The sequence below is a fragment of the Streptococcus thalassemiae genome, assembly GCF_903645285.1.
Classification (GTDB): domain Bacteria; phylum Bacillota; class Bacilli; order Lactobacillales; family Streptococcaceae; genus Streptococcus; species Streptococcus thalassemiae.
Map to the genome: position 1 here is coordinate 420,124 of NZ_CAHJXN010000004.1, position 24,021 is coordinate 444,144.

Here is a 24,021-nt window from a genome sequence, read left to right on the forward strand (position 1 = left end):
CTTTCTAAAGGTGGTGCGAAGCCACCCTATAGGGCTTAGTGTATACTTTTCTTTTTATGACGTATTTTCATATACTGGATACAAAATCGTGTTGCTTCTTTTCCACAAAAGAAAAGTACTGTTTTCTTTGCAACCTATCTAGTATAACACAAGACCTGAGCAAAAGATAGCCCCATTTCTACAGAAAATCATGTAAGCGGTTTTTGACTTTCCTTTTTGATGGAACGACCTAGATAATAAGACAAAGCCAAGGCGATACTATATAAAATGATAAAAACGAACAAGGTTTGTGTGTAAGAATGAGCCATTTTATAAGTCTCTGCTAATAAAATAGGTCCTGCTAAACCAGCCATTGCCCAAGCTGTTAAAATATAACCATGCAGAGCGGCCAATTCCTTGGTTCCAAAAATATCACTGAGATAAGCTGGAATCAATGAAAAACCAGCTCCATAGCAAGTCATCAAAATAGACATAGCGACTACAAATAAAACGGAATCTGTAAAGAGCCAAAGTGAGAGAGAAAAGAAAAGATTGACAAGCAGTAATATACTAAAGGTTAGGGGGCGACCGATATAGTCAGATAAGCTCGCCCAGAGCAAGCGACCAAATCCATTGAAAATCCCCAAAACACCCACCATTACTGCTGCATGACTTGTAGACAAGCCAGCCATCTCCTGTGCCATTGGCGATGCCGCTGAAATTAAGCCTAAACCACAAGCTATGTTGATAAAGAAAATAATCCAAAGCATATAAAACCGATTGCTTTTTAGAGCCTGATTTGCAGTCATCCCTTGCGTCAGAGAGTCTGTTTTTTCTTTCCCTGAAACAGATAAACTTGCAAGCTCTTGCTCATTTGGACGCTTAATGAATTGTGAAGCTAGGAGCATGATAATAAAGTAACTTGCACCTAAAATATAAAAAGTTTCTACAAGCCCTACCCCTGCGATAAGATGTTGCGCTATGGGACTAGTCAATAGAGAAGCAAAACCAAACCCCATAATCGCTAAACCTGTTGCGAGACCACGTTTATCAGGAAACCATTTTATAATCGTTGACACAGGAGTAATATAGCCGGCTCCCAAACCAAGCCCACCTAAAATACCATAAGCGAGATACAACAACCACAGTTCCTGACGGTCTATTGCAAATCCTGTTAAGATATTTCCACCTGCGTATAGAAAGGCAGATAGACTCCCCATGACTCTCGGACCAAATTTTTCTACCAAACGCCCCATAAATGCAGCCGATAAGCCCAAACAAAAGATTGCTAGACTAAAGGCAAAGGCAACAGAAGCCTGATCCCATCCCGTTTTTTCAATAATAGGGTTGCGATAAACACTCCAAGCATAAGTCGAACCCAGCATTAAGTGTAAAATGACCCCAGCAAAGGCAATAATATAACGATTCGATTTCATAAAACCTCCTATTTTCGAACATTTATTCTATCTTATATAAAAATAGATAGGATTTTAGTTTATCAAGCTTGTCAAAAAATTACTAGTTTTTTGTCTGGAAAGCGTTTTTATCTTTTTCTGTCTTTTTCGTAGCAGAATTGTGCAAAAGTTTTTTTCTTGTGCTAGAATGAAATGCGAATAGGAGGAACTCTAAATGTTAACTTATGATTTAATCGTTATCGGATTTGGTAAAGCTGGTAAAACACTAGCAGGTAAATTGGCTTCAGCTGGTAAAAAAGTTGCCCTCGTTGAACGTAGCAAAGCTATGTACGGTGGAACTTGTATCAACATTGGTTGTATCCCAACTAAGACTTTGCTAGTTGCTGCTGAGAAGAACTTATCTTTTGAAGAAGTCATTGCTACCAAAAACACGATCACTGGTCGCCTTAACGGTAAAAACTATGCGACTGTTGCTGGTACAGGCGTAGATATCTTTGATGCGGAAGCTCACTTCCTTTCAAATAAAGTCATCGAAATCCAAGCTGGTGATGAAAAGAAAGAACTGACTGCTGAAACAATCGTCATCAACACTGGTGCTGTTTCAAACGTCTTGCCAATCCCTGGACTTGCTACAAGCAAGAACGTTTTTGACTCAACAGGTATCCAAAACTTGGACAAATTGCCTGAAAATCTTGGAGTCCTTGGTGGTGGAAATATCGGTCTTGAATTTGCCGGTCTTTACAACAAACTTGGAAGCAAGGTTACAGTCCTAGATGCCTTGGATACATTCCTACCTCGTGCAGAACCTTCCATCGCAGCTCTTGCTAAACAATACATGGAAGAAGACGGTATTGAATTGCTTCAAAATATCCGTACTACTGAAATTAAAAACGATGGTGACCAAGTCCTTGTCGTAACTGAAAATGAAACTTACCGTTTCGATGCCCTTCTCTACGCAACTGGACGCAAACCAAATGTAGAACCACTTCAACTTGAAAATACAGATATTGAACTAACTGAACGTGGTGCTATTAAAGTAGACAAACATTGTCAAACAAACGTTCCTGGTGTCTTTGCAGTTGGAGATGTCAACGGTGGCCTTCAATTTACTTACATTTCACTTGATGACTTCCGTGTTGTTTACAGCTACCTTGCTGGAGATGGCAGCTACACACTTGAAGACCGTCTCAATGTGCCAAATACTATGTTCATCACACCTGCACTTTCACAAGTTGGTTTGACTGAAAGCCAAGCGGCTGATTTGAAACTTCCATACGCAGTGAAAGAAATCCCTGTTGCAGCAATGCCTCGTGGTCACGTAAACGGAGATCTTCGCGGAGCTTTCAAAGCTGTTGTTAATACTGAAACAAAAGAAATTCTTGGAGCAAGCATCTTCTCAGAAGGTTCTCAAGAAATCATCAACATCATCACTGTTGCTATGGACAACAAGATTCCTTACACTTACTTCACAAAACAAATCTTCACTCACCCAACCTTGGCTGAGAACTTGAATGACTTGTTTGCGATTTAAGTTGAGATTTAATCGTATCGAACAGCCCTCTTCGGGCTGTTTTTGCTTCTGCGAAACACCAAATCTGTCTTTTCCCTCTTTTGTGATATAATAGAAACATGAACTTAAAAACTACTTTGGGCCTTCTTGCTGGGCGCTCTTCCCACTTCGTTTTAAGCCGTCTTGGCCGAGGAAGTACGCTCCCAGGAAAAGTCGCCCTTCAATTTGATAAAGATATTTTACAAAACCTAGCTAAGAACTACGAGATTGTCGTGGTCACTGGAACAAATGGAAAAACCCTAACAACTGCCCTCACTGTCGGTATTTTAAAAGAGGTTTATGGTCAAGTTCTGACCAACCCAAGCGGTGCCAACATGATTACAGGAATTGCTACAACCTTCTTAACAGCCAAATCTTCAAAAACTGGGAAAAATATTGCCGTTCTAGAAATCGATGAAGCCAGTCTATCTCGTATCTGCGACTATATCCAGCCAAGCTTATTTGTTATCACTAATATCTTCCGTGACCAGATGGACCGCTATGGTGAGATTTACACAACTTACAAGATGATTTTGGATGCTATTCGTAAGGTGCCTACTGCCACTGTTCTCCTTAATGGAGACAGTCCACTTTTCTACAAGCCAGCTATTCCAAATCCTGTAAAATATTTTGGTTTTGACTTGGAGAAAGGTCCAGCCCAGCTGGCTCACTATAATACCGAAGGAATTCTCTGTCCTGACTGCCAAGGAATCCTCAAATATGAGCATAATACCTATGCAAACTTGGGTGCCTATATCTGTGAAGGCTGCGGATGTAAACGTCCTGATCTGGACTATCGCTTGACAGACTTGGTTGAGTTGACCAACAATCGCTCACGCTTTGTCATTGACGGTCAAGAATACGGTATTCAAATCGGTGGTCTTTACAATATCTACAACGCCCTAGCTGCGGTTGCTATCGCCCGTTTCCTTGGTGCAGATTCACAACTCATCAAGCAGGGATTTGATAAGAGCCGTGCAGTCTTTGGACGCCAAGAAACCTTCCATATCGGTGACAAGGAATGTACCCTCGTCTTGATTAAAAATCCAGTCGGTGCGACCCAAGCTATCGAAATGATCAAACTAGCTCCTTATCCATTTAGTCTATCTGTTCTTCTTAACGCTAACTATGCAGACGGTATTGACACCAGCTGGATCTGGGATGCTGATTTTGAACAAATCACTGACATGGACATTCCCGAAATCAACGCTGGCGGTGTTCGTCATTCTGAAATCGCACGCCGTCTCCGAGTGACAGGCTATCCAGCTGATAAAATCACTGAAACAAGTAGTCTAGAACAAGTTCTCAAAACAATTGAGAACCAAGACTGCAAACATGCCTATATCCTGGCTACCTATACTGCTATGCTGGAATTCCGCGAACTGCTGGCTAGTCGTCAGATTGTTAGAAAGGAGATGAACTAATGGTTTATACTTCACTTTCCTCAAAAGCTGGCAATTACCCCTATCAGCTCAACATTGCCCACCTCTACGGAAATCTCATGAATACCTACGGAGATAATGGAAACATTCTCATGCTCAAGTATGTGGCTGAAAAGCTGGGAGCCCATGTGACGGTTGACATCGTTTCTCTCCATGATGATTTTGATGAAAACCACTATGATATCGCCTTTTTCGGTGGCGGCCAAGACTTTGAACAAAGTATTATTGCAGACGACCTACCTGCTAAAAAAGAGAGCATTGACAACTACATCCAAAACGACGGTGTGGTTCTGGCTATCTGTGGTGGTTTCCAACTATTGGGGCAATATTATATTGAAGCTTCAGGCAAACGCATCGAAGGACTAGGGGTCATGGGCCACTACACGCTCAACCAGACCAATAACCGTTTTATCGGTGACATCAAGATTCATAATGAAGATTTCAATGAAACCTACTATGGTTTTGAAAATCATCAAGGCCGTACCTTCCTCTCTGATGACCAAAAACCACTGGGACAGGTTGTCTATGGAAATGGAAATAACGAAGAAAAAGTCGGCGAAGGGGTTCATTATAAGAATGTCTTTGGTTCCTACTTCCACGGACCTATCCTCTCTCGCAATGCCAATCTAGCTTATCGCCTAGTCATCACTGCTCTCAAGAAGAAATACGGTCAGGACATCCAACTCCCTGCCTATGAAGATATTCTCAGTCAAGAAATCGCTGAAGAATACAGCGACGTCAAAAGCAAGGCTGACTTTTCTTAAACAAAGTGAAACTATATCAAAGAACTCCGTTATCTTGTCGGAGTTTTTTTGTCTGTTCTTTTACCCTTCTCCCTTGCATTTTCTCTCTTTTTTTGCCAAAATAGAGGGGTAGAAAGAAGGTAGCATATGTCTAAATTACAACAAATCGTAACATATCTTGAATCAGAAAAACTAGACGTCGCTGTCGTATCTGACCCCGTCACAATCAATTACCTCACTGGCTTTTACAGTGATCCCCATGAACGCCAAATGTTCCTTTTTGTCCTAGCGGAACAAGAACCCCTCCTCTTTGTCCCAGCCCTTGAAGTTGAGCGTGCTACTAGCACTGTTTCCTTCCCAGTTGTGGGCTATGTGGATTCTGAAAATCCATGGCAAAAAATGAAACACGCTCTTCCACAGCTTGATTTCAAACGTGTCGCTGTTGAGTTTGACAATCTCATCTTGACCAAATATCATGGCTTGAAAATCGTTTTTGAAACTGCTGAGTTTGAAAACCTCACACCTCGTATCCAACGCATGCGCCTCATCAAATCAGCTGACGAAGTGCAAAAAATGATGGTTGCAGGTCTCTATGCGGACAAGGCTGTTAAGGTTGGTTTTGACAATATTTCTCTTGATAAGACAGAAACAGATATCATCGCCCAAATTGACTTTGCTATGAAACGTGAAGGCTATGAAATGAGTTTTGATACCATGGTCTTGACTGGTGATAATGCTGCAAATCCACACGGCATTCCAGCAGCAAACAAGGTTGAAAATAATGCTCTTCTCCTCTTTGACCTTGGTGTTCTAGTCAACGGCTATGCTTCAGATATGACTCGTACAGTCGCTGTTGGTAAACCAGACCAATTCAAGAAAGACATTTACAACTTGACCCTCGAAGCCCAACAAGCTGCTCTTGACTTTATCAAGCCGGGAGTGACTGCCCATGAAGTGGACCGCGCTGCCCGTGAGGTCATCGAAAAAGCTGGTTACGGCGAGTACTTCAACCACCGTCTTGGTCATGGTATCGGTATGGATGTCCACGAATTCCCATCTATCATGGAAGGAAACGACATGGTCATCGAAGAAGGCATGTGCTTCTCTGTTGAACCAGGTATCTATATCCCGGGTAAAGTCGGTGTCCGTATCGAAGACTGCGGTGTTGTTACCAAGGACGGCTTTGACCTCTTTACAAGCACCAGCAAAGACTTGCTTTATTTTGATTAAACTATATAGCCCCTATGCTTTCCTTTAAAAATATCTAGGGGCTATTTTATTATCATTTTTCTGATATTATGCTAAACTAATAAAAATATTTTTAATTAAGGATACATTTCATGACTATTCGAAAAGCTAAACAAGAAGATATTCCTAAATTACTCGATTTATTACAACAAATCCTTACGGTTCACCACCAAGCTCGACCAGATATTTTTAAGCAAACTGGGACTAAATATAGTTCCTCTGAGTTGCAAACCATTCTCTCTCAAGAACATACCCCTATTTTTGTTTTTGAAGATGAGAAGGGACAAGTTCTCGGACACCTATTTTGTACCATAAAAGATAAAACAGATAATCCTGTTCTCCAAGAAATCAAAACCCTTTTTATCGAAGATTTATGTGTAGATCAAAATGCTCGTGGTCAAAAAATTGGTGATCAACTCTATCAATTCGCTCTCAATTATGCTAAAGAAATTGGCTGCCATAATCTAACCCTAAGTGTCTGGAATGATAACGAGGGTGCTCTCCGCTTTTATCAAAGACAAGGGATGAAACCCCAAGAAACAACAATGGAAATGATAATTGATTAAGAAGTAATCTATAAAAAGATGTTAGAAAAAGTTCAATTTCACTAAAAATGAGAAAAATCTTCCCACAATAAAACGCATACTATCAAGGTTTTCAATACCTGATACTATGCGTTTTTTCTGATTTTTAGGACTTTCTCCACAGCCTCTTACTTAATCTTCTTAATACTTTGACTAAGAATAAATCCTACAATCATTCCTACCATATTTTGCATGAAATTTGGTAGGATTTCTGGTAGGGCTGCAGCCCAGCCATTCATCAATGTAGAACCCAAGGCGTAACCCCCTACCATGGCAATCGTTGCTAAGATAAGACCTAACCACTGAGTTTTTCCTTTAAATCCTGCGAAAAATCCCTGCAAGCCATGGTTGACCAAGCTAAAGAACATCCACTGAGGATAGCCTGATAAGAGGTCAATCAAGAAACCTGCCAGTCCTCCGACTACAGCCCCTTCACGACTACCAAAGTAGAAGGCCGTAAAGAAGACACCCGCATCTAAAAGAGTTAGAATGCCTGTCGGTGTTGGAATTTTTAAGAAATAGCCTAGAACCACAGAGAGGGCGGTTAATAGGGATACAAGGGCGATTTTAGTTGTTTTGGTTTGCTTCATATTGTCTCACTCCATACTGATCTGCTTGTGCAATAGCACGATAAACGAAAGCCTTAGAGCTTTCTACTGCTGGCAAAAGTTCATCACCTTTGACTAGATGACTGGCAATACTAGAGGCAAAGGTACAACCTGCGCCAGCATTTTGCCCTTGAATGACAGGATTTTCTAGGATAGTAAAGGTCTGTCCATCATAAAAGACATCCATAGCCTTGTCCTGACTAAGGCGATTGCCTCCCTTGATAATGACTGCTGGCGCTCCTAAGTCATGCAATTTTTGTGCTGCAGCCTTCATGTCTTCCAAGGTTTTGATTTCTTGACCAGCTAATAATTCTGCTTCTGGGAGGTTAGGCGTAATCACACTGACATGAGGGAAAAAGCGAATCAACTCTTGGCAGAGTTCACTAACTGCTACGTCGTGCGTTTCCTTGCAGACCAAGACAGGATCCAGAACCACAGGCACTCCTGGACGTTGTTTGATAAAGTTCAAGGCCTTCTCAGCCACACTGACAGTAGGAAGGAGACCAATCTTAATTCCCCCAAACTCCACATCACACAAGCTATCTAATTCATGTTGAAAAATGGTATCATCAGTTGGAAAGACTTCAAATCCTTTTTCTGTCAAGGCTGTCAAACAAGTCACTGCTACAAAGCCATGCAAGCCGTTCAAGGTATAGGTAGCCAAATCAGCTGACAAACCACCACCACTAAAAATATCATTTCCAGAAAGTGCTAAAATACGATTATTCTTCATAACGAATCTCCTTTAAATATAAACCATTTGGTGCTGCAGTGGGACCTGCAAGCTGCCTGTCCTTTTTCTCCAAGATGAGGTCAATCTGCTCTACTGGCATGCGGTTATTGCCGATTTTGAGCAGTGTCCCCACCATATTGCGAATCTGCTTATACAAGAAACCATTTCCTGAAAAGGTAAAGGTCAAAAACTGGCCTGTCTCATCAACCCTGAGACTAGCTTCTGTGATGGTGCGAACCTTGTCCTCTACACTAGTCCCAGAGGCTGTAAAGCCAGTGAAATCATGGGTTCCTTCTAGCTTTTTGATTGCAATCTGCATCCGTTCCACATCAAGTGGGTAAGGGAAGTGGGTGGCATAGTGACGGCGCATGGGATTTTTGGGACGGCCCCTATCCACAATAAACTCATAAGTCTTGCTATGCTTAGCATAGCGGCAATGAAAATCATCTGCCACAAGCTCAATCGAAATCACATCAATATCTTCAGGGGACTGGGTGTCCAAAGCAAAACGGAGCTTCTCCTCATCCATCTGATAAGGCAAGTCAAAATGAAGCACCTGTCCCAGGGCATGAACCCCACTATCAGTCCTACCAGCACCGTGAACAGTAATAGCTTGCCCCTTATTTAACCTGGTCAAGGTTTTTTCAATTTCTTCCTGAACGCTACGCGCATGAGGCTGGCGCTGAAAACCAGCAAAGGCGTAACCATCATAGGAAATAGTTGCTTTATATCTCGTCATAACCTCTATTTTATCAAGAAAATAGTCTAGTAACAAGGTATAAAATCTATAATTGTCTGGGTACAAAATTCACAAAAAGAAAAACTTAGGAAACCAATCCTAAGCTCTCTTTTGAAGTAGGTACATAACAAAGATAGAGGTTACAATCAACCATGAGCCTAAAATGGCAAAGACCAACATAGCATTGTGAGTTAGTAAGCCAATTGCACCTAGAACAAATGGGGTCGTAAAGGCTCCGAAACTACAGCCTAAAACCGCAAATGAAGTGGCTTGATTGAGGAGTTTAGCTGGAATTCGTTCAGAGACCAGTTGAAAGACCGTCGTCAAGGCTACACTGTAGGCAAAACCAGCCAGAATACTTCCTGCCACTACCACCCACAAGGATGGAGACAAGGCAATCACAATTTGCCCTAAGCCAAAGGTAATACCAGACCAGAGGAGCAACTTTTCCTTAAAGATAGAAATCAAGAAAGAAAAACTCACCCCAGCCACAATCCCAATCAACTGCATGACACTAAGAACAAAACTAGATAACTGGGCATCTCCAAGCCCTCTTTCCACCATCAAACTTGGAATACGGATGGTAATAGCCGTATTGGTACAAACTACAACTGCCGCTTCAATAGCTAGGGTAAAAATCAAGCCTTTCATTTCTCGAGTTAAGCGACTTGCTTCCTTCGCTTTTTTCTTGACTTCTTTCTTTGATTTTCCATAAGGGACAAAGAACAGATAAAGGGTCAGCACCAAAAATCCAGCACTATAGGCTAAGAAAGTAGCTGTCCAACCAAATGCCAACAACTGGCCGACTGCCAAGGTAATGAGAGAAGCTCCAACAACCTCTGCAGAACCACGTAGCCCTAACATCTGAATTCGCGTTTTTCCTTGATAGCGTTCACTGATAATAGAAATAGCCTTGGCATTGATCATCCCAACACCCAAACCAAAAAGAATCCGTGTTCCAAAGACAAAAGGATAGGCTTGATACCAGAAGGGAGCCGTTCCACTCAGTGATAAAATCAGCAAGCCCAAACTAATTTGTAAGCGCTCAGGAAATATTTTTTCTAAGAAACCATTTAGCAGTAACATCATCATGATTCCAAAGGAAGGTAAGCTCGCCAAAAGCTCAATTTGTTCCTTAGGATAACCTTGATAATAGTCAAACATGGCTGGCAGGGCACTTGAAATCGAAAAGGACGTAATCAAAACGAGGGAGAGAGCCAAAATACTGGCCCGTTCTAAAAATTGTTTCATGAAATCTCTTTCTATCTTTCTCTTAATCTTCTACTTTTTTGATAGTTAGCAAACAAGCAAGAAAAGAAGAAGCCTCATTAGTATACAGACCCCTTCTCAAACTCGAAAATGAATCCCTTGTGTCTTAGGATGACTTTCTCTTGATTTGCTTAATAAAGTAGAAGATAAATCCTGCCACCATATAGGCAACAAAAATAATCAGACACCACTTGAACACGACATCCCAACCCTTATTCACATTCAAAAAGAAGTAAGGGAAAGGATTATCCTTGGCATTTGGAATATTGAGTTTTAAAACCAAGCCATTAAAAAGAGCAAAAATCATATACAGCAAGGGTAAAATCGTCCACACAATTGGATCCCAAATCTTGTATTGACCCTGTTTGTCAAAAAAGAGGGTATCTGCGAAAAACCAAAGGGGAACGATATAGTGGCAAAGGAAATTTTCCAGAGTATAGAAATTAGTCGCAATAGGCGCTAAGAGGAAATGGTAAATCACACAGGTAATCATGATACTCATGGTGACCCCACCTTTTAAGCGCAAGAGACTTGGTCTTTGCCAGTTTTCACCTACACGGCTCATAACCTTTAGAAGATAAAGGGTAAAGATAGTTACCAAGAGGTTGGACAGAACCGTGTAATAGAGAAGCATCCCAAAACCACCATGCTTGGTAATTTCAAGATAAACTCCCGTAAAAGCCGCTAGAAACAAGAAGATACGGCTATAAAATACAAGTTTATAGTGTTTTGACATACTTAAATCTTCTTCACAAACTCTGATTTGAGTTTCATGGCACCAAAGCCATCAATTTTACAGTCGATATTGTGGTCGCCTTCTACGATGCGGATATTTTTCACGCGCGTCCCTTGTTTCAAATCTTTTAGCGCACCTTTTACTTTCAAGTCCTTGATGAGGGTAACAGTATCACCATCAGCCAATTTATTTCCGTTGGCATCGATAGCGACAAGACCTTCTTCTACTTCTGCAACTTCAGCAGGATTCCACTCATGAGCACACTCTGGGCAAACCAGTAGGGCACCGTCTTCGTAGACATACTCTGAGTTACATTGTGGGCAATTTGGTAGGTTGTTCATGGTTTCTCCTTATCATCATTCACTATTCTTTGAAAATCAAAATTTCTCGAACAGCAACTATTATACCCTAAAATCAGCATTTTGACAAATTTAGAAAAAAACCGATATCCATCTATCGGCTTTTCTACATTTACATTCTTTTTTCAGCTTCTGCTTTGATTTTTTCAACTACTTCTTGAATGTTCAAACCAGTTGTATCAAGGTAGACAGCATCCTCTGCTTGTTTAAGAGGCGAAGTCTCTCGATGACTATCCTTGTAGTCACGCGCAGCAATTTCCTCTTTTAGAGTTTCAAGGTCTGTTTCAATTCCCTTGGCAACATTTTCCTTGTAACGACGCTCTGCTCGTTCATCTACCGAAGCTACTAGGAAAATTTTCAATTCTGCTTGTGGCAATACAACAGTCCCAATATCGCGACCGTCCATGACAATCCCGCCTTGTTGGGCAATCTCTTGTTGGAGAGAAACTAGTTTCTCACGCACTTGAGGAATTGCTGCAATAGCAGAAACATGATTGGTTACTTCATTTTCACGGATAGGATGGGTAATATCCACATCCCCTACAAAAACAAGCTGTTCCCCAGTTTCTGAACGCCCAAAACTAATTGGATGCTGGTCCAACAAGGCTAGAAGGGCTTCGACTTCTTCTACTCCTAACTGGTTTTGGAGAGCCATATAGGTTGCCGCACGATACATGGCACCTGTATCTAGATAGGTGTAACCAAAATCCTTGGCAATAATCTTTGCGACTGTACTCTTACCACTGGAAGCAGGACCGTCAATAGCAATTTGAATTGTTTTCATATCAACTCCTATTTTATTTTTATAACATCACCTGGATTAGCAAACCAAGACCCTGTAGCCATGTGCCCAGGATTCAAGGCCTCTAACTGAGCAATGGAGATTCCTGCACGAGCGGCAATAGCTGCTTCCCCTTCTCCAGCCAAAACTTTTATCGTTCCTTCTGGATCTGTTGAATGTTCTGAGCTAGTAGATGATTCTTCCTTATCCTCTGAACTAGAAGATGCCTGCTCTGAACTACTAGAAGATGAAATCTGTACTACACTTGCATCAGAATCATGAAAGTCTTTTAAGGCTGCTGTGCGATTACTCCCCCCCGATGATAGATAGATGAGAACGATAATCATCACGACTACAATCACAAAGAAAATACTAGCTAAAATCGTCAAGACACGATTGGCCACCACATCTCTGCCTTGAGTTCTCTTACGACGCTCTGCTCTTGATTCTTCTTGATCATAAATATCTTCTTGCCACGGTTCTTTTTCCATACCCTACTCCTTGTTTTTTTTTACTTTTCTTATTACAATATAAATATGAACATGAACATGAAAATCACACTTATACCTGAACGATGTATCGCCTGTGGACTTTGCCAAACTTATTCTGATTTATTTGATTACCACGATAATGGAATCGTGCGTTTTTACGATGACCCTGACCAACTGGAAAAAGAAATTTCTCCTAGTCAGGATGTCTTAGAGGCTGTTAAAAACTGCCCAACTCGCGCCCTGATTGGAAACCAAGAAGCCTAAATCAATGGCGATAATCCACTCCCTCTAGTTTAGCACATTTCCATGTAAAATTATAGTCTTTTCACTTTATTTTTTTCTGTAAAATCAGGAAGGTCACTTTTTTCTTTGATGAGATAAAGTGGTCTTTTTTTAGTCTCTAAATAAATCTTACTGATATACTTGCCGAGAATCCCAATGGTCAAGAGTTGAATGCCTCCAAGAAAGAGAATAACAGCCATCAGAGAAGTCCAACCTGATGTCGGATTGCCCAAAATGAGAGTCCGAACTACAACAAAAAAGGTCATCAGCAGAGAAATGAAACAAGATAGGAGACCAGCCGCAAAGGCGATAATCAAGGGAAAATCTGAAAAATTCACGATCCCTTCAATGGAGTAGAAAAAGAGTTGCCTAAAACTCCAACTGGTCTTACCAGCCTGCCTTTCGACATTTGGATAGTCCAGATAGTGGGTTTTAAAACCGACCCAGGCAAAGAGCCCCTTTGAAAAACGATTGGACTCAGTCAAGCTTAAAATGGCATCCACTACGGATCTTCTCATCATGCGAAAATCACGGACACCTGACGGCAGGGCTACTGGACTAATTTTTTTCATGAAGCCATAAAAGAGTTCAGCACAGAAACTGCGAAAGAAGGGTTCTCCCTCCCGACTAGTTCTCCTTGTTCCAACACAGTCCAAGTCTGCATTCTGGTCTAGTAAGGCTTTCATCTCAAGCAGCATACTAGGAGGATCCTGGAGGTCTGCATCCATTACCACCACCAGATCTCCTGTCGCATATTGCAAGCCTGCATAAAGAGCTGCTTCTTTTCCAAAATTTCGAGAGAAGGAAAGATAATGCACTGCCGGATTTTGTTCCCGATAGGCCTTTAAAAGTTCCAAGGTCCCATCACTCGATCCATCATCGACAAAGACATACTCAATTTCTGCTCCCAAATCAGGAACCAAATCTTCCAAAGCCTGATAAAAAAGAGGAAGTACTTCCTCTTCGTTTAAACAGGGGACAATGATTGACATCACCATCTTAGTCTTCAAATCCATTTGGATGCTTGCTTTGCCAACGCCATGCGTCTTCACACATTTGGGTGATACCTAATTCTGCTTCCCAGCCTAATTCTGCTTTGGCTTTTGCAGGATCTGAATAGCAGGATGCGATATCCCCTGGGCGACGGTCTACGATGCGGTAAGGAATTGGGCGTCCAACTGCTTTTTCCATATTTTGGATAATTTCAAGAACTGAGTAGCCTTTACCTGTGCCAAGGTTATAAACGTTTAGACCTGAACCTTTTTGGATTTTTTTCAGAGCTGCGACGTGACCTTTAGCCAAATCGACAACGTGGATATAGTCACGAACACCAGTTCCATCTTCGGTATCGTAATCGTCTCCAAACACTTGCACTTGCTCTAATTTCCCAACGGCTACCTGAGTCACATATGGCAAGAGATTGTTGGGAATACCGTTTGGATTTTCTCCCAAATCACCACTCTCATGGGCTCCGATTGGGTTAAAGTAACGAAGCAAGACAACATTCCATTCTGAGTCTGCCTTGTAGATATCCGTCAAAATTTCCTCTAACATGAGTTTAGTACGACCGTATGGATTGGTCACTGAAAGTGGGAAATCTTCCAAGATGGGCACTGTATGAGGATCTCCGTAAACTGTCGCAGAAGAACTGAAAATGATGTTTTTACAGTTGGCTTCTTCCATAACTTTCAAAAGGCTAACAGTTCCAGCGATATTGTTGTCATAGTAGGCAAGAGGGATACGGGTAGATTCTCCAACAGCCTTCAAACCAGCAAAGTGAATAACACCTGTTGGTTCTTCTTGTTTGAAAATGTCTCTGAGGGTATCTGTATCACGGATATCAGCCTCATAAAAAGGAATTGCAACTCCTGTAATTCTCTCAACAACTTCTAAACTTTTTCTGTTACTATTAACAAGGTTATCCACCACAACAACCTGATGACCTGCTTGGATCAACTCAATAACAGTGTGGGTTCCAATAAAACCTGCCCCACCCGTTACCAAAATCTTTTCTTGCATCTTTTTTCCTCGATTCTCGGATTTTTTCTTATTTTACCATTTTTGATAGGGAATGTCATTTACAATCCTAGGGGGGAGGCTAAAATTTCAGTAAAATTCTTATACTCTTCGAAAGTCTCTTCAAACAACGTCAGCTTCGCCTTGCCATATATATGTTACTGACTTCGTCAGTTCTATCCACAACCTCAAAACAGTGTTTTGAGCTGACTTCGTCAGTTCTATCCACAACCTCAAAGCAGTGCTTTGAGCAGCCCGTGGCTAGTTTCATAGTTTGTTCTTTGATTTTCATTGAGTATTATTCGCTTTTTACTCGTTTGACATAGTTTTCAATTGGGTAGTTTGCTGGGTCTAAGGTCATTTCCCTGCTTTTGACCAGTTGAGCTAGGTGGTAACCAATGATAGGACCAGTTGTGAGTCCTGATGAACCTAGTCCACTAGCAGCATAGACACCTGCCAATTCTGGCACCTGCCCAAAGAAGGGCGAGAAATCACTGGTATAGGCTCGGATTCCCACACGCTCAGCCCTTGAAGTCGCTTTAGCTAAAACTGGGTAGTGAGGCAAGGCAGCTTCCTCCATTTGCTGGAGTAAGATTTCATCCACCGTCAAATCAAATCCCATATCATTTTCATGAGTAGCACCTAGAGACAATTTCCCACCTGCAAAAGGAATCAAATCCCACTCCCCTTCTGGCATAACAACAGGGTATGATTCTATATCTTGGGCAAGCTGATAATCTCGGAGTTGTCCTTTTTGAGGACGGACATCCACAGCATAACCCAAGGGTTCTAACATATCCCCCAACCAAGCTCCCGTCGCCAAAATAACCTGATCAAACACCTCTTCACCAATCTGGTAACCTGATGCTAAAGGTGTCAGAGTCACTTTTTCTTTGACCAGCTTAACCTGACTGGCTTCCAGCAAACGAGTCACTAAGAGTTGACCATCTACTCTCGCTCCACCAGAAGCATAGAGCAAGCGGTCAAATCCCTGTAAGCCAGGGAATAATTCATTAGCTGATGCTGGGTCCAGAATGGCTAATTGCCCTATCAAGGGAGATTCTTCTCTGCGCTGGAGGGCTAGTTGATAGAGTTCTTCCAACTTAGTTTCATCCTTTTTCAGGAGAAAGACTCCCGAACGCTGGTAAAAGTCGATCTCTTGTCCTGACTTCTCTAAATCAGCCAATAAATCCACATAAAAATCAGCCCCCAAGCGCGCCATCTTGTACCAAGCTTTATTGCGGCGTTTGGAAAACCAAGGACTGATAATTCCTGCTGCAGCCTTGGTTGCCTGACCCTGTCCATGGTCAAAAACGGTCACCTCTAGGTCACTTTCTTTCGAGAGGTAGTAGGCAGCTGTTGCTCCCACAATTCCTGCTCCGATAATAGCAACTTTTTTCATTGTTTTCACTTTCTAACTAGATATGGTGGAAAGGATTGGTCGATGCTTGACTAGGTACAATATCGATTGTCCAGCCCTTTTCTCCTTTCCATTGATTAAGAAGCTCTGCAATTTTTTCCACAAAAAGCACTTCAATATAGTGACCTGGATCCAATGCCAACAAACCATCAGACAGCATATCCTGAGCAGTATGGTAGTAGATGTCACCAGTGATATAGACATCAGCTCCCTTAGCTAAAGCATCCTTATAGAAAGACTGCCCGCTTCCACCACAGATGGCCACTCTTGAAATAGGTTTCTGCAAGTCATTCTCTTGATAATGCACCATTCGAAGACTATCTAAACCAAAGATTTGCTTGACATGCTGGGCCAATTCCCCAAATGTCTGAGTCTGAATATTCCCAATACGACCAATTCCACGTTCTGGGCCTGTTTCCTGCAGATAAGACGTTTCCTCAATACCTAGCATCTGACAGAACCAATCATTGAGGCCATTTTCAACGATGTCAATATTGGTATGGCTGACATAAACTGCGATGTCATGCTTGATGAGATCAATGTAAATCTGATTTTGTGGACGGCTAGCTACCAAATCCTTGATGGGACGAAAAATCGGCGCGTGCTTGACGATAATCAAGTCCACACCCTTTTCAATGGCCTCTGCCACCGTCTCTTCACGAATATCGAGAGCCACCATGACCCTTTGGATATCCTTGTCCAAAGTGCCAATTTGCAGACCACGGCTGTCTCCCTCCATGGAAAATTCCTGAGGGCAAAAGGCTTCATATGCGTTAATTACTTCACTTGCTAGCATGGAGAACCTCCTTGATGGCTTGAATTTTATCTACTAAAACTTGACGCTCCTCTATATTTTTTTCTGGGATTTGTCCGAGGGCAAACTCTAGCTTAACAGCTTCTTTTTGCCATTTTTGGACAAAGACTGGGCTGACTTCTTTGGACAAGAAAGATCCAAATCGAACATCACTGGCTGATAGTTTCATTTGTCCTGCTTCCACCACCAAAATCTCGTAAAACTTGCCAGCTTCTTCTAAGATGCTTTCAGCTACAATCTGAAATCCGTTCTCTTGTAGCCAAATACGCAAGTCGTCTTCACGATTATTGGGCTGGAGGATCAATCGTTCTACATTAGCTAACTTGTCCAAGCCTTCTTCCAATATCCTAGCAATCAAACGACCACCCATACCAGCAATGGTAATGACAGACACTTGGTCAGTCTCTTCAAAAGCTGCCAAGCCATTGGCTAAACGAACCTGGATTTTCTCCTTTAGGCCGTGAGCCTCAACATTTTTAACCGCGGACTGGTAGGGACCTTCTACGACCTCACCTGCAATGGCACTTTCGATTTTTCCTCTTTCGACTAACTCGATAGGCAAATAAGCATGGTCACTCCCCACATCTAGTAAAATATCTCCCTGTGTCACAAAGGAAGCCACTAATTCTAATCTCTTTGAAATCATTCTCTCTCACTTTCCACACTCTATTACCTCTTATTATACCACATTTCAGCTGGCAATCTTGTACCTAAAAAGGCCGCAACCACAGATTGCAGCCTTTCTTTATTTTCTAGCTTGATAGCGACTAGTCAAGATGAAAATCACGGTAAAGACCAACATCATGACACCATAAACAGGTAATGTTTGTCCTGTTAAGGTTGAAATTTCAAGCAGTTTTTGAATTCTTGGGAAGAGAGCTGTGGCTAGGAAGCCTCCTACTGACCAGACAATCAAGAGGACACGACATAGGGTAAATGGCATGCAGGCTCTAAATACGGATAAGAAACCAATTGACCCCAAGAGATAATAGAGTAGGGTTGAGATTTCTAACTCATACCAGCCTTGACTCGCTCCAAATATTTTCACAAAAAGAACGCTGAAGACAACCATGAGAGCACTCGGTAGGGCACGAAGCATAGATCTTCTGAGGAAATTTGGCTCAACAGGTTTGATATTTCGCTCAAAAGTCAGAACGAATGGTGGGAAACCTTCCACAAATTGGTCAATCATGGTAATCTGTATCGGAATGAAAGGGAAGATCAAGATCCACTCAGATCGTCCCAGAAGAGCACTGGCGATACAGATAACTGCGAGCAAGAAAGAATAGATGGTCTTAATCAAGAAAATCGGTGCGATATGGGCGATATTATTAACCACGCGACGACCTTCAAAGAGAATCTCAGGAACATCATTAAAATCTGAGTTCAAAAGAACCAGATTAGCAATCTGACGAGTCGCAGGATCTCCCTCAGCCATCACGATGGAACAATCCGCCTCACGAAGGGCCAAGATATCATTAACCCCATCCCCTGTCATAGCCGTTGTATGACCCGCTTTTTTCAGCGTTTGGATGATGAGTTTCTTTTGATGAGGGGAAACACGTCCGAAAATAGCTGTCTCCTCCGCCATAGCAACCAATTCCTCATCCGTAATTTTCGAGCAATCTACATAGCTGTCATAGTCCGCAAAACCAGCCTTCTGGGCAATGCTGGATACCGTAACTGGATTGTCACCAGAGATAATCTTGAGCCCCACTTCCTGAGAACGGAGATAGTCCAGCGTCTCTGCTGCTCCCTCCCGAATGGGGTCCAAGATTTCCAGCAAGGCCAGAGCCTGAATATCAGATGGTTTCTCTGGCTTGTGATGGTCTAATTTCTCCTGACTGAGGGCTAAGACCAAGACACGTGACCCTCTCTCCAAGGCCTCTCTGGCTTCTGGAACCTCAGAATCCAGCAACATCTCAGGTGCACCTAAGAAAACTGTCCCCAGACCTTCCAATTCCATAGCACCCCACTTACGGTCGCTTGAGAAGGGGAGATTCGAAATCATAGGATAAGTAATTTCTCCCACAAAACGCTGTCGAATGGCTTGGGCAGTTGGATTCTTATCCTCACTATGGGCCATATAGCTAGTCAAAATGCTGGCAATAGTCTCTTCACCATAAGTTGCCGTCAAAGGAAGAACAGCCTCCACCTGCATCTTTCCTTGGGTGATGGTACCCGTCTTGTCCAAACAGAGCATATCCACGCGTGCCAAGGTCTCAACAGAGTACATCTCCTGCACTAAGACCTTTTTCAAACCCAGCTTAATCACCGCAGTCAAGAGCGAAGTAATGGTCAAAAGGGCAATTCCCTTTGGCAACATTCCCAGTAGGGCTGTCGACGAATTTACAACGGATGACTTAAGGGGCAAGCCTTTCAACATCAAGGCTTCTAGCAAGAGAGCCAGACCAAAGGGAATGATAATCTTTCCAGTAAAACCTGCTAACTTGTCCAGCGATTTCATGATACGAGAGTTGATTGGTTTCACTGTCTTAGCTTCCAGCATGAGTTTGGCAGCATAGTTGTCTGCACCGACATGGTGAACTTGAGCTAAAACTGACCCACTAGCCAAGAAACTTCCGGACAAAAGCAAGGCATCCACTTCCTTTTGCACCAAATCACTTTCCCCCGTTAACATGGCTTCATTGACTTCCGCAAAGCCTTCCAAAACCAAGGCATCACTAGGAATCTGCTCTCCTGCAGACAAACGAATGACATCTCCTAGCACCAATTCTTCAGGATTAAGAGCAACTTCCTGACCATCACGAATAGTCTTGACCTTTTCCTTGGTCATGAGATTGAGCTTGTCCACCATGTGTTTAGCCCGCAGCTCGGTCACAATTCCAGAAAAAGCGTTAAAGCAGATAACAGCAAAAAAGACCAGATTGCTCCAAGCCTGCACAAAGGCTAGTGCCAAAGCAATGGCAAAGTTCAAAGCGTTAAAAAGGGTAAAGACATTTCGTTTAACGATTTGCCAAGTGCTGGTACTGGCCGAAGCAGTAAAATCATTGACCAAGCCCTCAGCCTGTCTTTCCTTGACTTCTCTTTGGGTTAATCCCATAATCTTATTTTTATCCATAAATTCTATCATATCATTTTTTCTAAAAGAATTCTAATCTCATCCCAAATATGCACCTAGTCAAGGGAAAAGGCTAACTTCTCAAAGTAACTTCCACTTGCCTGACCAAAGTGGAAATTAGTCTAAAACGGATTTTTATGGTGGAATTAAGTGTGAGACGTTTGAGTTAGAAATGAGGTCTACTATGACAAAACATAAACATCTTACCCTTTCAGACCGTAATGATATCCAATTAGGCTTAGAGCGCGGCGAAACCTTCAAAGCTATCGGGCAACTTATTCTAAAAGACCCAACCACTGTTTCTAAAGAAGTCAAACGAAATAAACAAATTAGAGACTCTACCTCTAACAACCTTCCTTGCCCTCTACTCGACAAAGCTCCCTTTGTCTGTAATGGTTGCCCTAAAAGAAGACAGAATTGTGGCTATAAGAAGATCTTCTACCTCGCTAAACAAGCTCAAAAACAATACGAACAAACTCTTGTAGAAGCTCGTGAAGGAACTCCCCTCAATTCCAAGACCTTCTGGGACATGGACAAAGTCATCTCTGATGGGGTTAAAAAGGGGCAACACATCTATCATATCCTCAAAACTCACAACCTTGATGTCAGCTCCTCAACTGTCTATCGGCACATCCGAAAAGGGTACCTATCTATCGCTCCTATTGACCTAGCCAGAGCCGTTAAATTCAAAGAAAGATGGAAAAGTAAGCTACCTTCCATCCCTAAAGAAGCGAAAAAAGACCGTTCCTATGAGGATTTCCAAAACTATTTAGTACTGAATCAACTAGACTCTTGGCTGGAAATGGATACAGTTATGGGCAGGATGGGAGGTAAACTCCTACTCACCTTCAATCTCTCTTTCTGTAACTTTATCTTCGCTAGACTTCTGGATAATAAAACTGCCCTTGAGGTTACCAAACACCTCTATGACATCAAGAACACTCTTCACCAAGCTGACAAAGATTTCTTCCAACTCTTCCCTGTCATTCTCACCGATAATGGTGGAGAGTTTGCCAGGGTCGATGATATCGAAATGGATGTGCGAGGAGAGAGTAAACTCTTCTTTTGTGACCCTAATCGCTCTGACCAGAAAGGCAGAATTGAGAAAAATCACACGCTGATTCGCGACATTCTACCTAAAGGAACTTCTTTTGACAACTTAACTCAAGAGGACATCAATCTCGTTTGTTCTCATGTCAACAGCGTCAAACGCGCTGCTTTAAATGGAAAGTCAGCTTATGAACTCTTTGCCTTTACCTATGGAGAAGAGATTCCTAAGCTTCTCGGCATTTCTAAAATACTGCAGAAGACGTCTGCCAGTCTTCTAAATTACTCCAACATAAAATCTAAAAACTAACCTTTAACCCCATTTAAACGTCTCACACTAACTTCCACCATAGCGGAACTTAATCTGAAACGCTTTCAGATGAGGGGATTTTGTGCGCTCTTTTTTTCGATTCATTTTGGTTACAAAAGCGATGAAATCAAGCATGAGTAAAACCAGTGGAACTTACCTTGACACGGATTTCCACTGGTTTTTAGGATTTTTATCAGACTAACTTCCACTTGGATTAGCAGTGGAACTTAGTTTGGGAATTTACCGTCAAGGGAAAAGTTTGCCAGCCCTCCTTTGATAAGGTATAATAATAACAAGAAAACAATCGAAGGAGATCGCATGTTTTATACTTATTTACGTGGATTGGTTGTCCTGCTCCTATGGTCCATCAATGGCAATGCCCACTATCATAATACTGATAAAATTCCTAATCAAGATGAAAATTATATTCTGGTTGCGCCTCATCGCACCTGGTGGGATCCTGTTTACATGGCCTTTGCGACCAAGCCAAAACAGTTCATCTTTATGGCCAAAAAAGAACTCTTTACCAACCGTATTTTTGGTTGGTGGATTCGTATGTGTGGCGCCTTTCCCATCGACCGTGAAAATCCCAGCGCCTCAGCCATCAAATATCCTATCAACGTTCTCAAAAAAAGTGACCGCTCTCTCATCATGTTTCCAAGTGGGAGCCGTCACTCAAACGATGTCAAGGGGGGCGTAGCTCTGATTGCCAAAATGGCCAAGGTCCGTATCATGCCGGTTACCTATACAGGTCCTATGACCTTGAAAGGCTTGGTTAGCCGTGAGCGTGTTGATATGAACTTTGGAAATCCAATCGATATCTCAGATATCAAGAAAATGAATGATGAAGGCATTGAAACAGTCGCCAATCGTATCCAAACAGAATTCCAACGTCTGGACGACGAAACGAAACAATGGCACAATGATAAAAAACCAAATCCACTCTGGTGGTTTATCCGCATTCCTGCCCTCATCCTTGCCATTATCCTCGCTATCCTAACCATCATCTTTAGCTTTATCGCAAGCTTCATCTGGAATCCAGATAAAAAGAGAGAAAAACTTGCATAGAAGAAATGAACCTTGGTCAAACAGCCAAGGTTTTTCATTTATATTTATAAGAATCTCCTAATCAAAAGCCACTCTATAATAGAGTAACTTTAAGATTGTCCATCTAATTGAACTCAGTCTAAGTAAGTTGAGAAAAAGAAAAAGCCCTCTGAAAATCAGAGAGCCAATTTGAGCTCGGGATAAAATCCTAGTGAAACAAAAAATCTACACGGTCAGAAAAGTCTCTATCGTGCCATTTTCATACATGATGTATAGTCCAAGTAGAATGAATACTAAGGGCACAATGATTCGCTCGTATTTTTCAATTGTCTCGAATATTAAGGGAATAGAGGATAACACCCGACTAATCTCGCATAAGATAATTATGCCGATTACAAACACAAGCAAGGCCACGAGGGTCTGTGACCAATCTAACGAAGCAAAATAAGGTATATAGATACCTAAATTATCTCCGCCAGACGCAATTGTTAGCAATGTAACTGTCCAAAACAGTTGATTTGCCTTGCTTTGTTCTAATCTTTCAATAATTTCTTCCTCTTCTTCCTCTTCTTCCTCACCTTCTCCAACAATTGCAAAGCGAATCCCTAAATAGATAGGGATTAAACCAAGCAATCCAACCATCCATTCTTCAGGCACGAAATTAACGACATAAGCAGCAACTAAACTCGCCCCTACAAGTAAGCCTGTGCCTAGATATTGCCCCGCATAAATATGCCATTTTTGTTTATTCTGTGATAGCTGTGCAAATAAAATAAATAAAATAATTAAATAATCGATACTGGTGGAAATATAAACACCAATAGCAGATATGATTGTCTGTCCCATAAAAAACCTCCTGTATTGGTCAGTAATAAATCAGCAGATTTTAGGAGAGCACAGACACATTAATTTAGCTATCGCTAGTGGGTAATTTCGAACATAGGAAAGCATTTTACTCCTCCTCAAAACGTAGTTACAAAGTAATTTCTAACTGGAATTCGGTGACTACTTCCATGTAAAGTATAACATACTATACTTTACTTCGTAAAGTGTGGGCTCTCCGAGGGGGCTTGCAGACAGCTACTCGGCTTTTCAAGCCGAGTAGCTACGCACCCTTATGGTGTAATTAGCTGATACCATTTGAGGTTTTTGTAGTCTCCAAAATTGTGACCGATAAAACCTCAATAAAAAAGCCCTCTGAAGTCAGAGAGCTGATTTGAGCCCGGGCTAAAATCCTAGTGAAAAAGATGAAACTCCTTGTGTTCATCGAACACTGTGTCATTTCCCTATTTTCATACGGATTTCTTATGCCCTTAGCATCATAATT

The 24,021-nt window shown here is 41.9% G+C and carries 24 protein-coding genes and 1 pseudogene; 8 read left to right on the forward strand and 17 right to left on the reverse strand.

The genetic code is table 11. The annotated features are described in order from the left end of the window. Nucleotides 1–188: 188 nt before the first annotated feature. On the reverse strand, nucleotides 189–1,415 hold the full coding sequence (locus HWX15_RS09510) for an L-lactate MFS transporter (RefSeq protein WP_175880979.1): 1,227 nt from the start codon (nucleotides 1,413–1,415) through the stop codon (nucleotides 189–191). Nucleotides 1,416–1,608: 193 nt separating this feature from the next. Here HWX15_RS09510 and HWX15_RS09515 point away from each other — a divergent pair, with 193 nt between their 5' ends. The 5 genes from HWX15_RS09515 to HWX15_RS09535 all read left to right on the forward strand — a co-directional run bounded on the left by HWX15_RS09515 (nucleotide 1,609) and on the right by HWX15_RS09535 (nucleotide 6,942). Beyond that, a complete protein-coding gene (locus HWX15_RS09515; protein ID WP_175880980.1) occupies nucleotides 1,609–2,925 on the forward strand; it encodes an FAD-containing oxidoreductase in 1,317 nt (438 codons plus the stop codon). A gap of 98 nt (nucleotides 2,926–3,023) precedes the next feature. Then, entirely contained in the window at nucleotides 3,024–4,367 is a 1,344-nt protein-coding gene (gene murT / locus HWX15_RS09520) for a lipid II isoglutaminyl synthase subunit MurT (protein ID WP_175880981.1), read from the forward strand. Further along, nucleotides 4,367–5,149, forward strand: a complete 783-nt coding sequence (gene gatD / locus HWX15_RS09525; protein WP_173254849.1) for a lipid II isoglutaminyl synthase subunit GatD — start codon at nucleotides 4,367–4,369, stop codon at nucleotides 5,147–5,149. The genes murT and gatD overlap by 1 nt, the downstream gene beginning before the upstream one ends. 126 nt (nucleotides 5,150–5,275) lie before the next feature. Continuing rightward, nucleotides 5,276–6,358 carry a M24 family metallopeptidase gene (locus HWX15_RS09530; protein WP_173254851.1) on the forward strand — a complete coding sequence of 361 codons (1,083 nt, stop codon included), beginning with the start codon at nucleotides 5,276–5,278 and terminating at the stop codon, nucleotides 6,356–6,358. Nucleotides 6,359–6,468: 110 nt separating this feature from the next. Continuing rightward, entirely contained in the window at nucleotides 6,469–6,942 is a 474-nt protein-coding gene (locus HWX15_RS09535; protein WP_175880982.1) for a GNAT family N-acetyltransferase, read from the forward strand. 146 nt (nucleotides 6,943–7,088) lie between these two features. Here HWX15_RS09535 and HWX15_RS09540 read toward each other — a convergent pair whose 3' ends face one another. The 8 genes from HWX15_RS09540 to HWX15_RS09575 form a co-directional block, all read right to left on the reverse strand. Next, nucleotides 7,089–7,550 carry an ECF transporter S component gene (locus HWX15_RS09540; RefSeq protein ID WP_000814989.1) on the reverse strand — a complete coding sequence of 154 codons (462 nt, stop codon included), beginning with the start codon at nucleotides 7,548–7,550 and terminating at the stop codon, nucleotides 7,089–7,091. Next, the gene (locus HWX15_RS09545) at nucleotides 7,528–8,301 is read right to left on the reverse strand and encodes a bifunctional hydroxymethylpyrimidine kinase/phosphomethylpyrimidine kinase (protein WP_175880983.1); all 774 of its coding nucleotides are present in this window, start codon (nucleotides 8,299–8,301) and stop codon (nucleotides 7,528–7,530) included. Before HWX15_RS09545 ends, HWX15_RS09540 begins: the two co-directional genes overlap by 23 nt. Further along, complete coding sequence (gene truA / locus HWX15_RS09550; protein WP_175880984.1) at nucleotides 8,291–9,040, reverse strand: tRNA pseudouridine(38-40) synthase TruA; 750 nt, start codon at nucleotides 9,038–9,040, stop codon at nucleotides 8,291–8,293. Before truA ends, HWX15_RS09545 begins: the two co-directional genes overlap by 11 nt. Nucleotides 9,041–9,139: 99 nt before the next feature. Further along, nucleotides 9,140–10,291 (reverse strand): MFS transporter, encoded by a 1,152-nt coding sequence (locus HWX15_RS09555; RefSeq protein ID WP_175880985.1) that lies wholly within the window; start codon nucleotides 10,289–10,291, stop codon nucleotides 9,140–9,142. 124 nt (nucleotides 10,292–10,415) lie between these two features. Next, a complete protein-coding gene (locus tag HWX15_RS09560; protein ID WP_175880986.1) occupies nucleotides 10,416–11,045 on the reverse strand; it encodes a Pr6Pr family membrane protein in 630 nt (209 codons plus the stop codon). Nucleotides 11,046–11,047: 2 nt separating this feature from the next. Next, on the reverse strand, nucleotides 11,048–11,386 hold the full coding sequence (locus HWX15_RS09565) for a zinc ribbon domain-containing protein YjdM (protein WP_175880987.1): 339 nt from the start codon (nucleotides 11,384–11,386) through the stop codon (nucleotides 11,048–11,050). Nucleotides 11,387–11,516: 130 nt separating this feature from the next. Continuing rightward, nucleotides 11,517–12,188 carry a (d)CMP kinase gene (gene cmk, locus HWX15_RS09570; RefSeq protein ID WP_175880988.1) on the reverse strand — a complete coding sequence of 224 codons (672 nt, stop codon included), beginning with the start codon at nucleotides 12,186–12,188 and terminating at the stop codon, nucleotides 11,517–11,519. Nucleotides 12,189–12,196: 8 nt separating this feature from the next. Further along, nucleotides 12,197–12,676 carry an SAG1386/EF1546 family surface-associated protein gene (locus HWX15_RS09575; protein ID WP_175880989.1) on the reverse strand — a complete coding sequence of 160 codons (480 nt, stop codon included), beginning with the start codon at nucleotides 12,674–12,676 and terminating at the stop codon, nucleotides 12,197–12,199. Nucleotides 12,677–12,733: 57 nt separating this feature from the next. Between HWX15_RS09575 and HWX15_RS09580 the strand changes: the two genes are divergently transcribed. Next, the gene (locus HWX15_RS09580) at nucleotides 12,734–12,940 is read left to right on the forward strand and encodes a ferredoxin (RefSeq protein WP_000705155.1); all 207 of its coding nucleotides are present in this window, start codon (nucleotides 12,734–12,736) and stop codon (nucleotides 12,938–12,940) included. Nucleotides 12,941–12,990: 50 nt separating this feature from the next. Here HWX15_RS09580 and HWX15_RS09585 read toward each other — a convergent pair whose 3' ends face one another. From HWX15_RS09585 to HWX15_RS09615, 7 genes are all read right to left on the reverse strand, one after another. Beyond that, a complete protein-coding gene (locus HWX15_RS09585; protein ID WP_175880990.1) occupies nucleotides 12,991–13,956 on the reverse strand; it encodes a glycosyltransferase family 2 protein in 966 nt (321 codons plus the stop codon). Nucleotide 13,957: 1 nt separating this feature from the next. Next, nucleotides 13,958–14,977: a UDP-glucose 4-epimerase GalE gene (gene galE / locus HWX15_RS09590; protein WP_175880991.1), complete on the reverse strand. Its 1,020-nt coding sequence runs from the start codon at nucleotides 14,975–14,977 to the stop codon at nucleotides 13,958–13,960. 130 nt (nucleotides 14,978–15,107) lie between these two features. Further along, on the reverse strand, nucleotides 15,108–15,266 hold the full coding sequence (locus tag HWX15_RS09595; protein ID WP_175880992.1) for a hypothetical protein: 159 nt from the start codon (nucleotides 15,264–15,266) through the stop codon (nucleotides 15,108–15,110). Between the two features lie 6 nt (nucleotides 15,267–15,272). Continuing rightward, nucleotides 15,273–16,376 (reverse strand): NAD(P)/FAD-dependent oxidoreductase, encoded by a 1,104-nt coding sequence (locus HWX15_RS09600; RefSeq protein ID WP_175880993.1) that lies wholly within the window; start codon nucleotides 16,374–16,376, stop codon nucleotides 15,273–15,275. Nucleotides 16,377–16,392: 16 nt separating this feature from the next. Continuing rightward, a complete protein-coding gene (locus HWX15_RS09605) occupies nucleotides 16,393–17,190 on the reverse strand; it encodes a Nif3-like dinuclear metal center hexameric protein (RefSeq protein ID WP_175880994.1) in 798 nt (265 codons plus the stop codon). Next, nucleotides 17,177–17,854: a tRNA (adenine(22)-N(1))-methyltransferase gene (locus tag HWX15_RS09610; RefSeq protein ID WP_175880995.1), complete on the reverse strand. Its 678-nt coding sequence runs from the start codon at nucleotides 17,852–17,854 to the stop codon at nucleotides 17,177–17,179. Before HWX15_RS09610 ends, HWX15_RS09605 begins: the two co-directional genes overlap by 14 nt. A 99-nt stretch (nucleotides 17,855–17,953) precedes the next feature. After that, on the reverse strand, nucleotides 17,954–20,290 hold the full coding sequence (locus HWX15_RS09615) for a cation-translocating P-type ATPase (protein WP_175881016.1): 2,337 nt from the start codon (nucleotides 20,288–20,290) through the stop codon (nucleotides 17,954–17,956). A gap of 184 nt (nucleotides 20,291–20,474) precedes the next feature. Between HWX15_RS09615 and HWX15_RS09620 the strand changes: the two are divergent. Continuing rightward, nucleotides 20,475–21,640, forward strand: a pseudogene (locus HWX15_RS09620) (IS30 family transposase). A 325-nt stretch (nucleotides 21,641–21,965) separates the two neighbouring features. Next, a complete protein-coding gene (locus tag HWX15_RS09625) occupies nucleotides 21,966–22,715 on the forward strand; it encodes a lysophospholipid acyltransferase family protein (RefSeq protein WP_175880996.1) in 750 nt (249 codons plus the stop codon). Between the two features lie 204 nt (nucleotides 22,716–22,919). Here HWX15_RS09625 and HWX15_RS09630 read toward each other — a convergent pair whose 3' ends face one another. Next, a complete protein-coding gene (locus tag HWX15_RS09630) occupies nucleotides 22,920–23,540 on the reverse strand; it encodes a CadD family cadmium resistance transporter (protein WP_000531713.1) in 621 nt (206 codons plus the stop codon). Between the last annotated feature and the right edge of the window lie 481 nt (nucleotides 23,541–24,021).

Coding starts and splice junctions, on each gene's coding strand:
- HWX15_RS09555 (WP_175880985.1), bottom strand. CDS start 10,291: ATGAAACAATTTTTAGAACGGGCCAGTATTTTGGCTCTCTCCCTCGTT.
- HWX15_RS09575 (WP_175880989.1), bottom strand. CDS start 12,676: ATGGAAAAAGAACCGTGGCAAGAAGATATTTATGATCAAGAAGAATCA.
- HWX15_RS09515 (WP_175880980.1), top strand. CDS start 1,609: ATGTTAACTTATGATTTAATCGTTATCGGATTTGGTAAAGCTGGTAAA.
- murT (WP_175880981.1), top strand. CDS start 3,024: ATGAACTTAAAAACTACTTTGGGCCTTCTTGCTGGGCGCTCTTCCCAC.
- gatD (WP_173254849.1), top strand. CDS start 4,367: ATGGTTTATACTTCACTTTCCTCAAAAGCTGGCAATTACCCCTATCAG.
- HWX15_RS09580 (WP_000705155.1), top strand. CDS start 12,734: ATGAAAATCACACTTATACCTGAACGATGTATCGCCTGTGGACTTTGC.
- HWX15_RS09625 (WP_175880996.1), top strand. CDS start 21,966: ATGTTTTATACTTATTTACGTGGATTGGTTGTCCTGCTCCTATGGTCC.
- HWX15_RS09535 (WP_175880982.1), top strand. CDS start 6,469: ATGACTATTCGAAAAGCTAAACAAGAAGATATTCCTAAATTACTCGAT.
- HWX15_RS09545 (WP_175880983.1), bottom strand. CDS start 8,301: ATGAAGAATAATCGTATTTTAGCACTTTCTGGAAATGATATTTTTAGT.
- HWX15_RS09560 (WP_175880986.1), bottom strand. CDS start 11,045: ATGTCAAAACACTATAAACTTGTATTTTATAGCCGTATCTTCTTGTTT.
- HWX15_RS09605 (WP_175880994.1), bottom strand. CDS start 17,190: ATGCTAGCAAGTGAAGTAATTAACGCATATGAAGCCTTTTGCCCTCAG.
- HWX15_RS09595 (WP_175880992.1), bottom strand. CDS start 15,266: ATGAAAATCAAAGAACAAACTATGAAACTAGCCACGGGCTGCTCAAAG.
- cmk (WP_175880988.1), bottom strand. CDS start 12,188: ATGAAAACAATTCAAATTGCTATTGACGGTCCTGCTTCCAGTGGTAAG.
- HWX15_RS09565 (WP_175880987.1), bottom strand. CDS start 11,386: ATGAACAACCTACCAAATTGCCCACAATGTAACTCAGAGTATGTCTAC.
- truA (WP_175880984.1), bottom strand. CDS start 9,040: ATGACGAGATATAAAGCAACTATTTCCTATGATGGTTACGCCTTTGCT.
- HWX15_RS09610 (WP_175880995.1), bottom strand. CDS start 17,854: ATGATTTCAAAGAGATTAGAATTAGTGGCTTCCTTTGTGACACAGGGA.
- galE (WP_175880991.1), bottom strand. CDS start 14,977: ATGCAAGAAAAGATTTTGGTAACGGGTGGGGCAGGTTTTATTGGAACC.
- HWX15_RS09585 (WP_175880990.1), bottom strand. CDS start 13,956: ATGGTGATGTCAATCATTGTCCCCTGTTTAAACGAAGAGGAAGTACTT.
- HWX15_RS09530 (WP_173254851.1), top strand. CDS start 5,276: ATGTCTAAATTACAACAAATCGTAACATATCTTGAATCAGAAAAACTA.
- HWX15_RS09510 (WP_175880979.1), bottom strand. CDS start 1,415: ATGAAATCGAATCGTTATATTATTGCCTTTGCTGGGGTCATTTTACAC.
- HWX15_RS09600 (WP_175880993.1), bottom strand. CDS start 16,376: ATGAAAAAAGTTGCTATTATCGGAGCAGGAATTGTGGGAGCAACAGCT.
- HWX15_RS09615 (WP_175881016.1), bottom strand. CDS start 20,290: ATGGATAAAAATAAGATTATGGGATTAACCCAAAGAGAAGTCAAGGAA.
- HWX15_RS09630 (WP_000531713.1), bottom strand. CDS start 23,540: ATGGGACAGACAATCATATCTGCTATTGGTGTTTATATTTCCACCAGT.
- HWX15_RS09540 (WP_000814989.1), bottom strand. CDS start 7,550: ATGAAGCAAACCAAAACAACTAAAATCGCCCTTGTATCCCTATTAACC.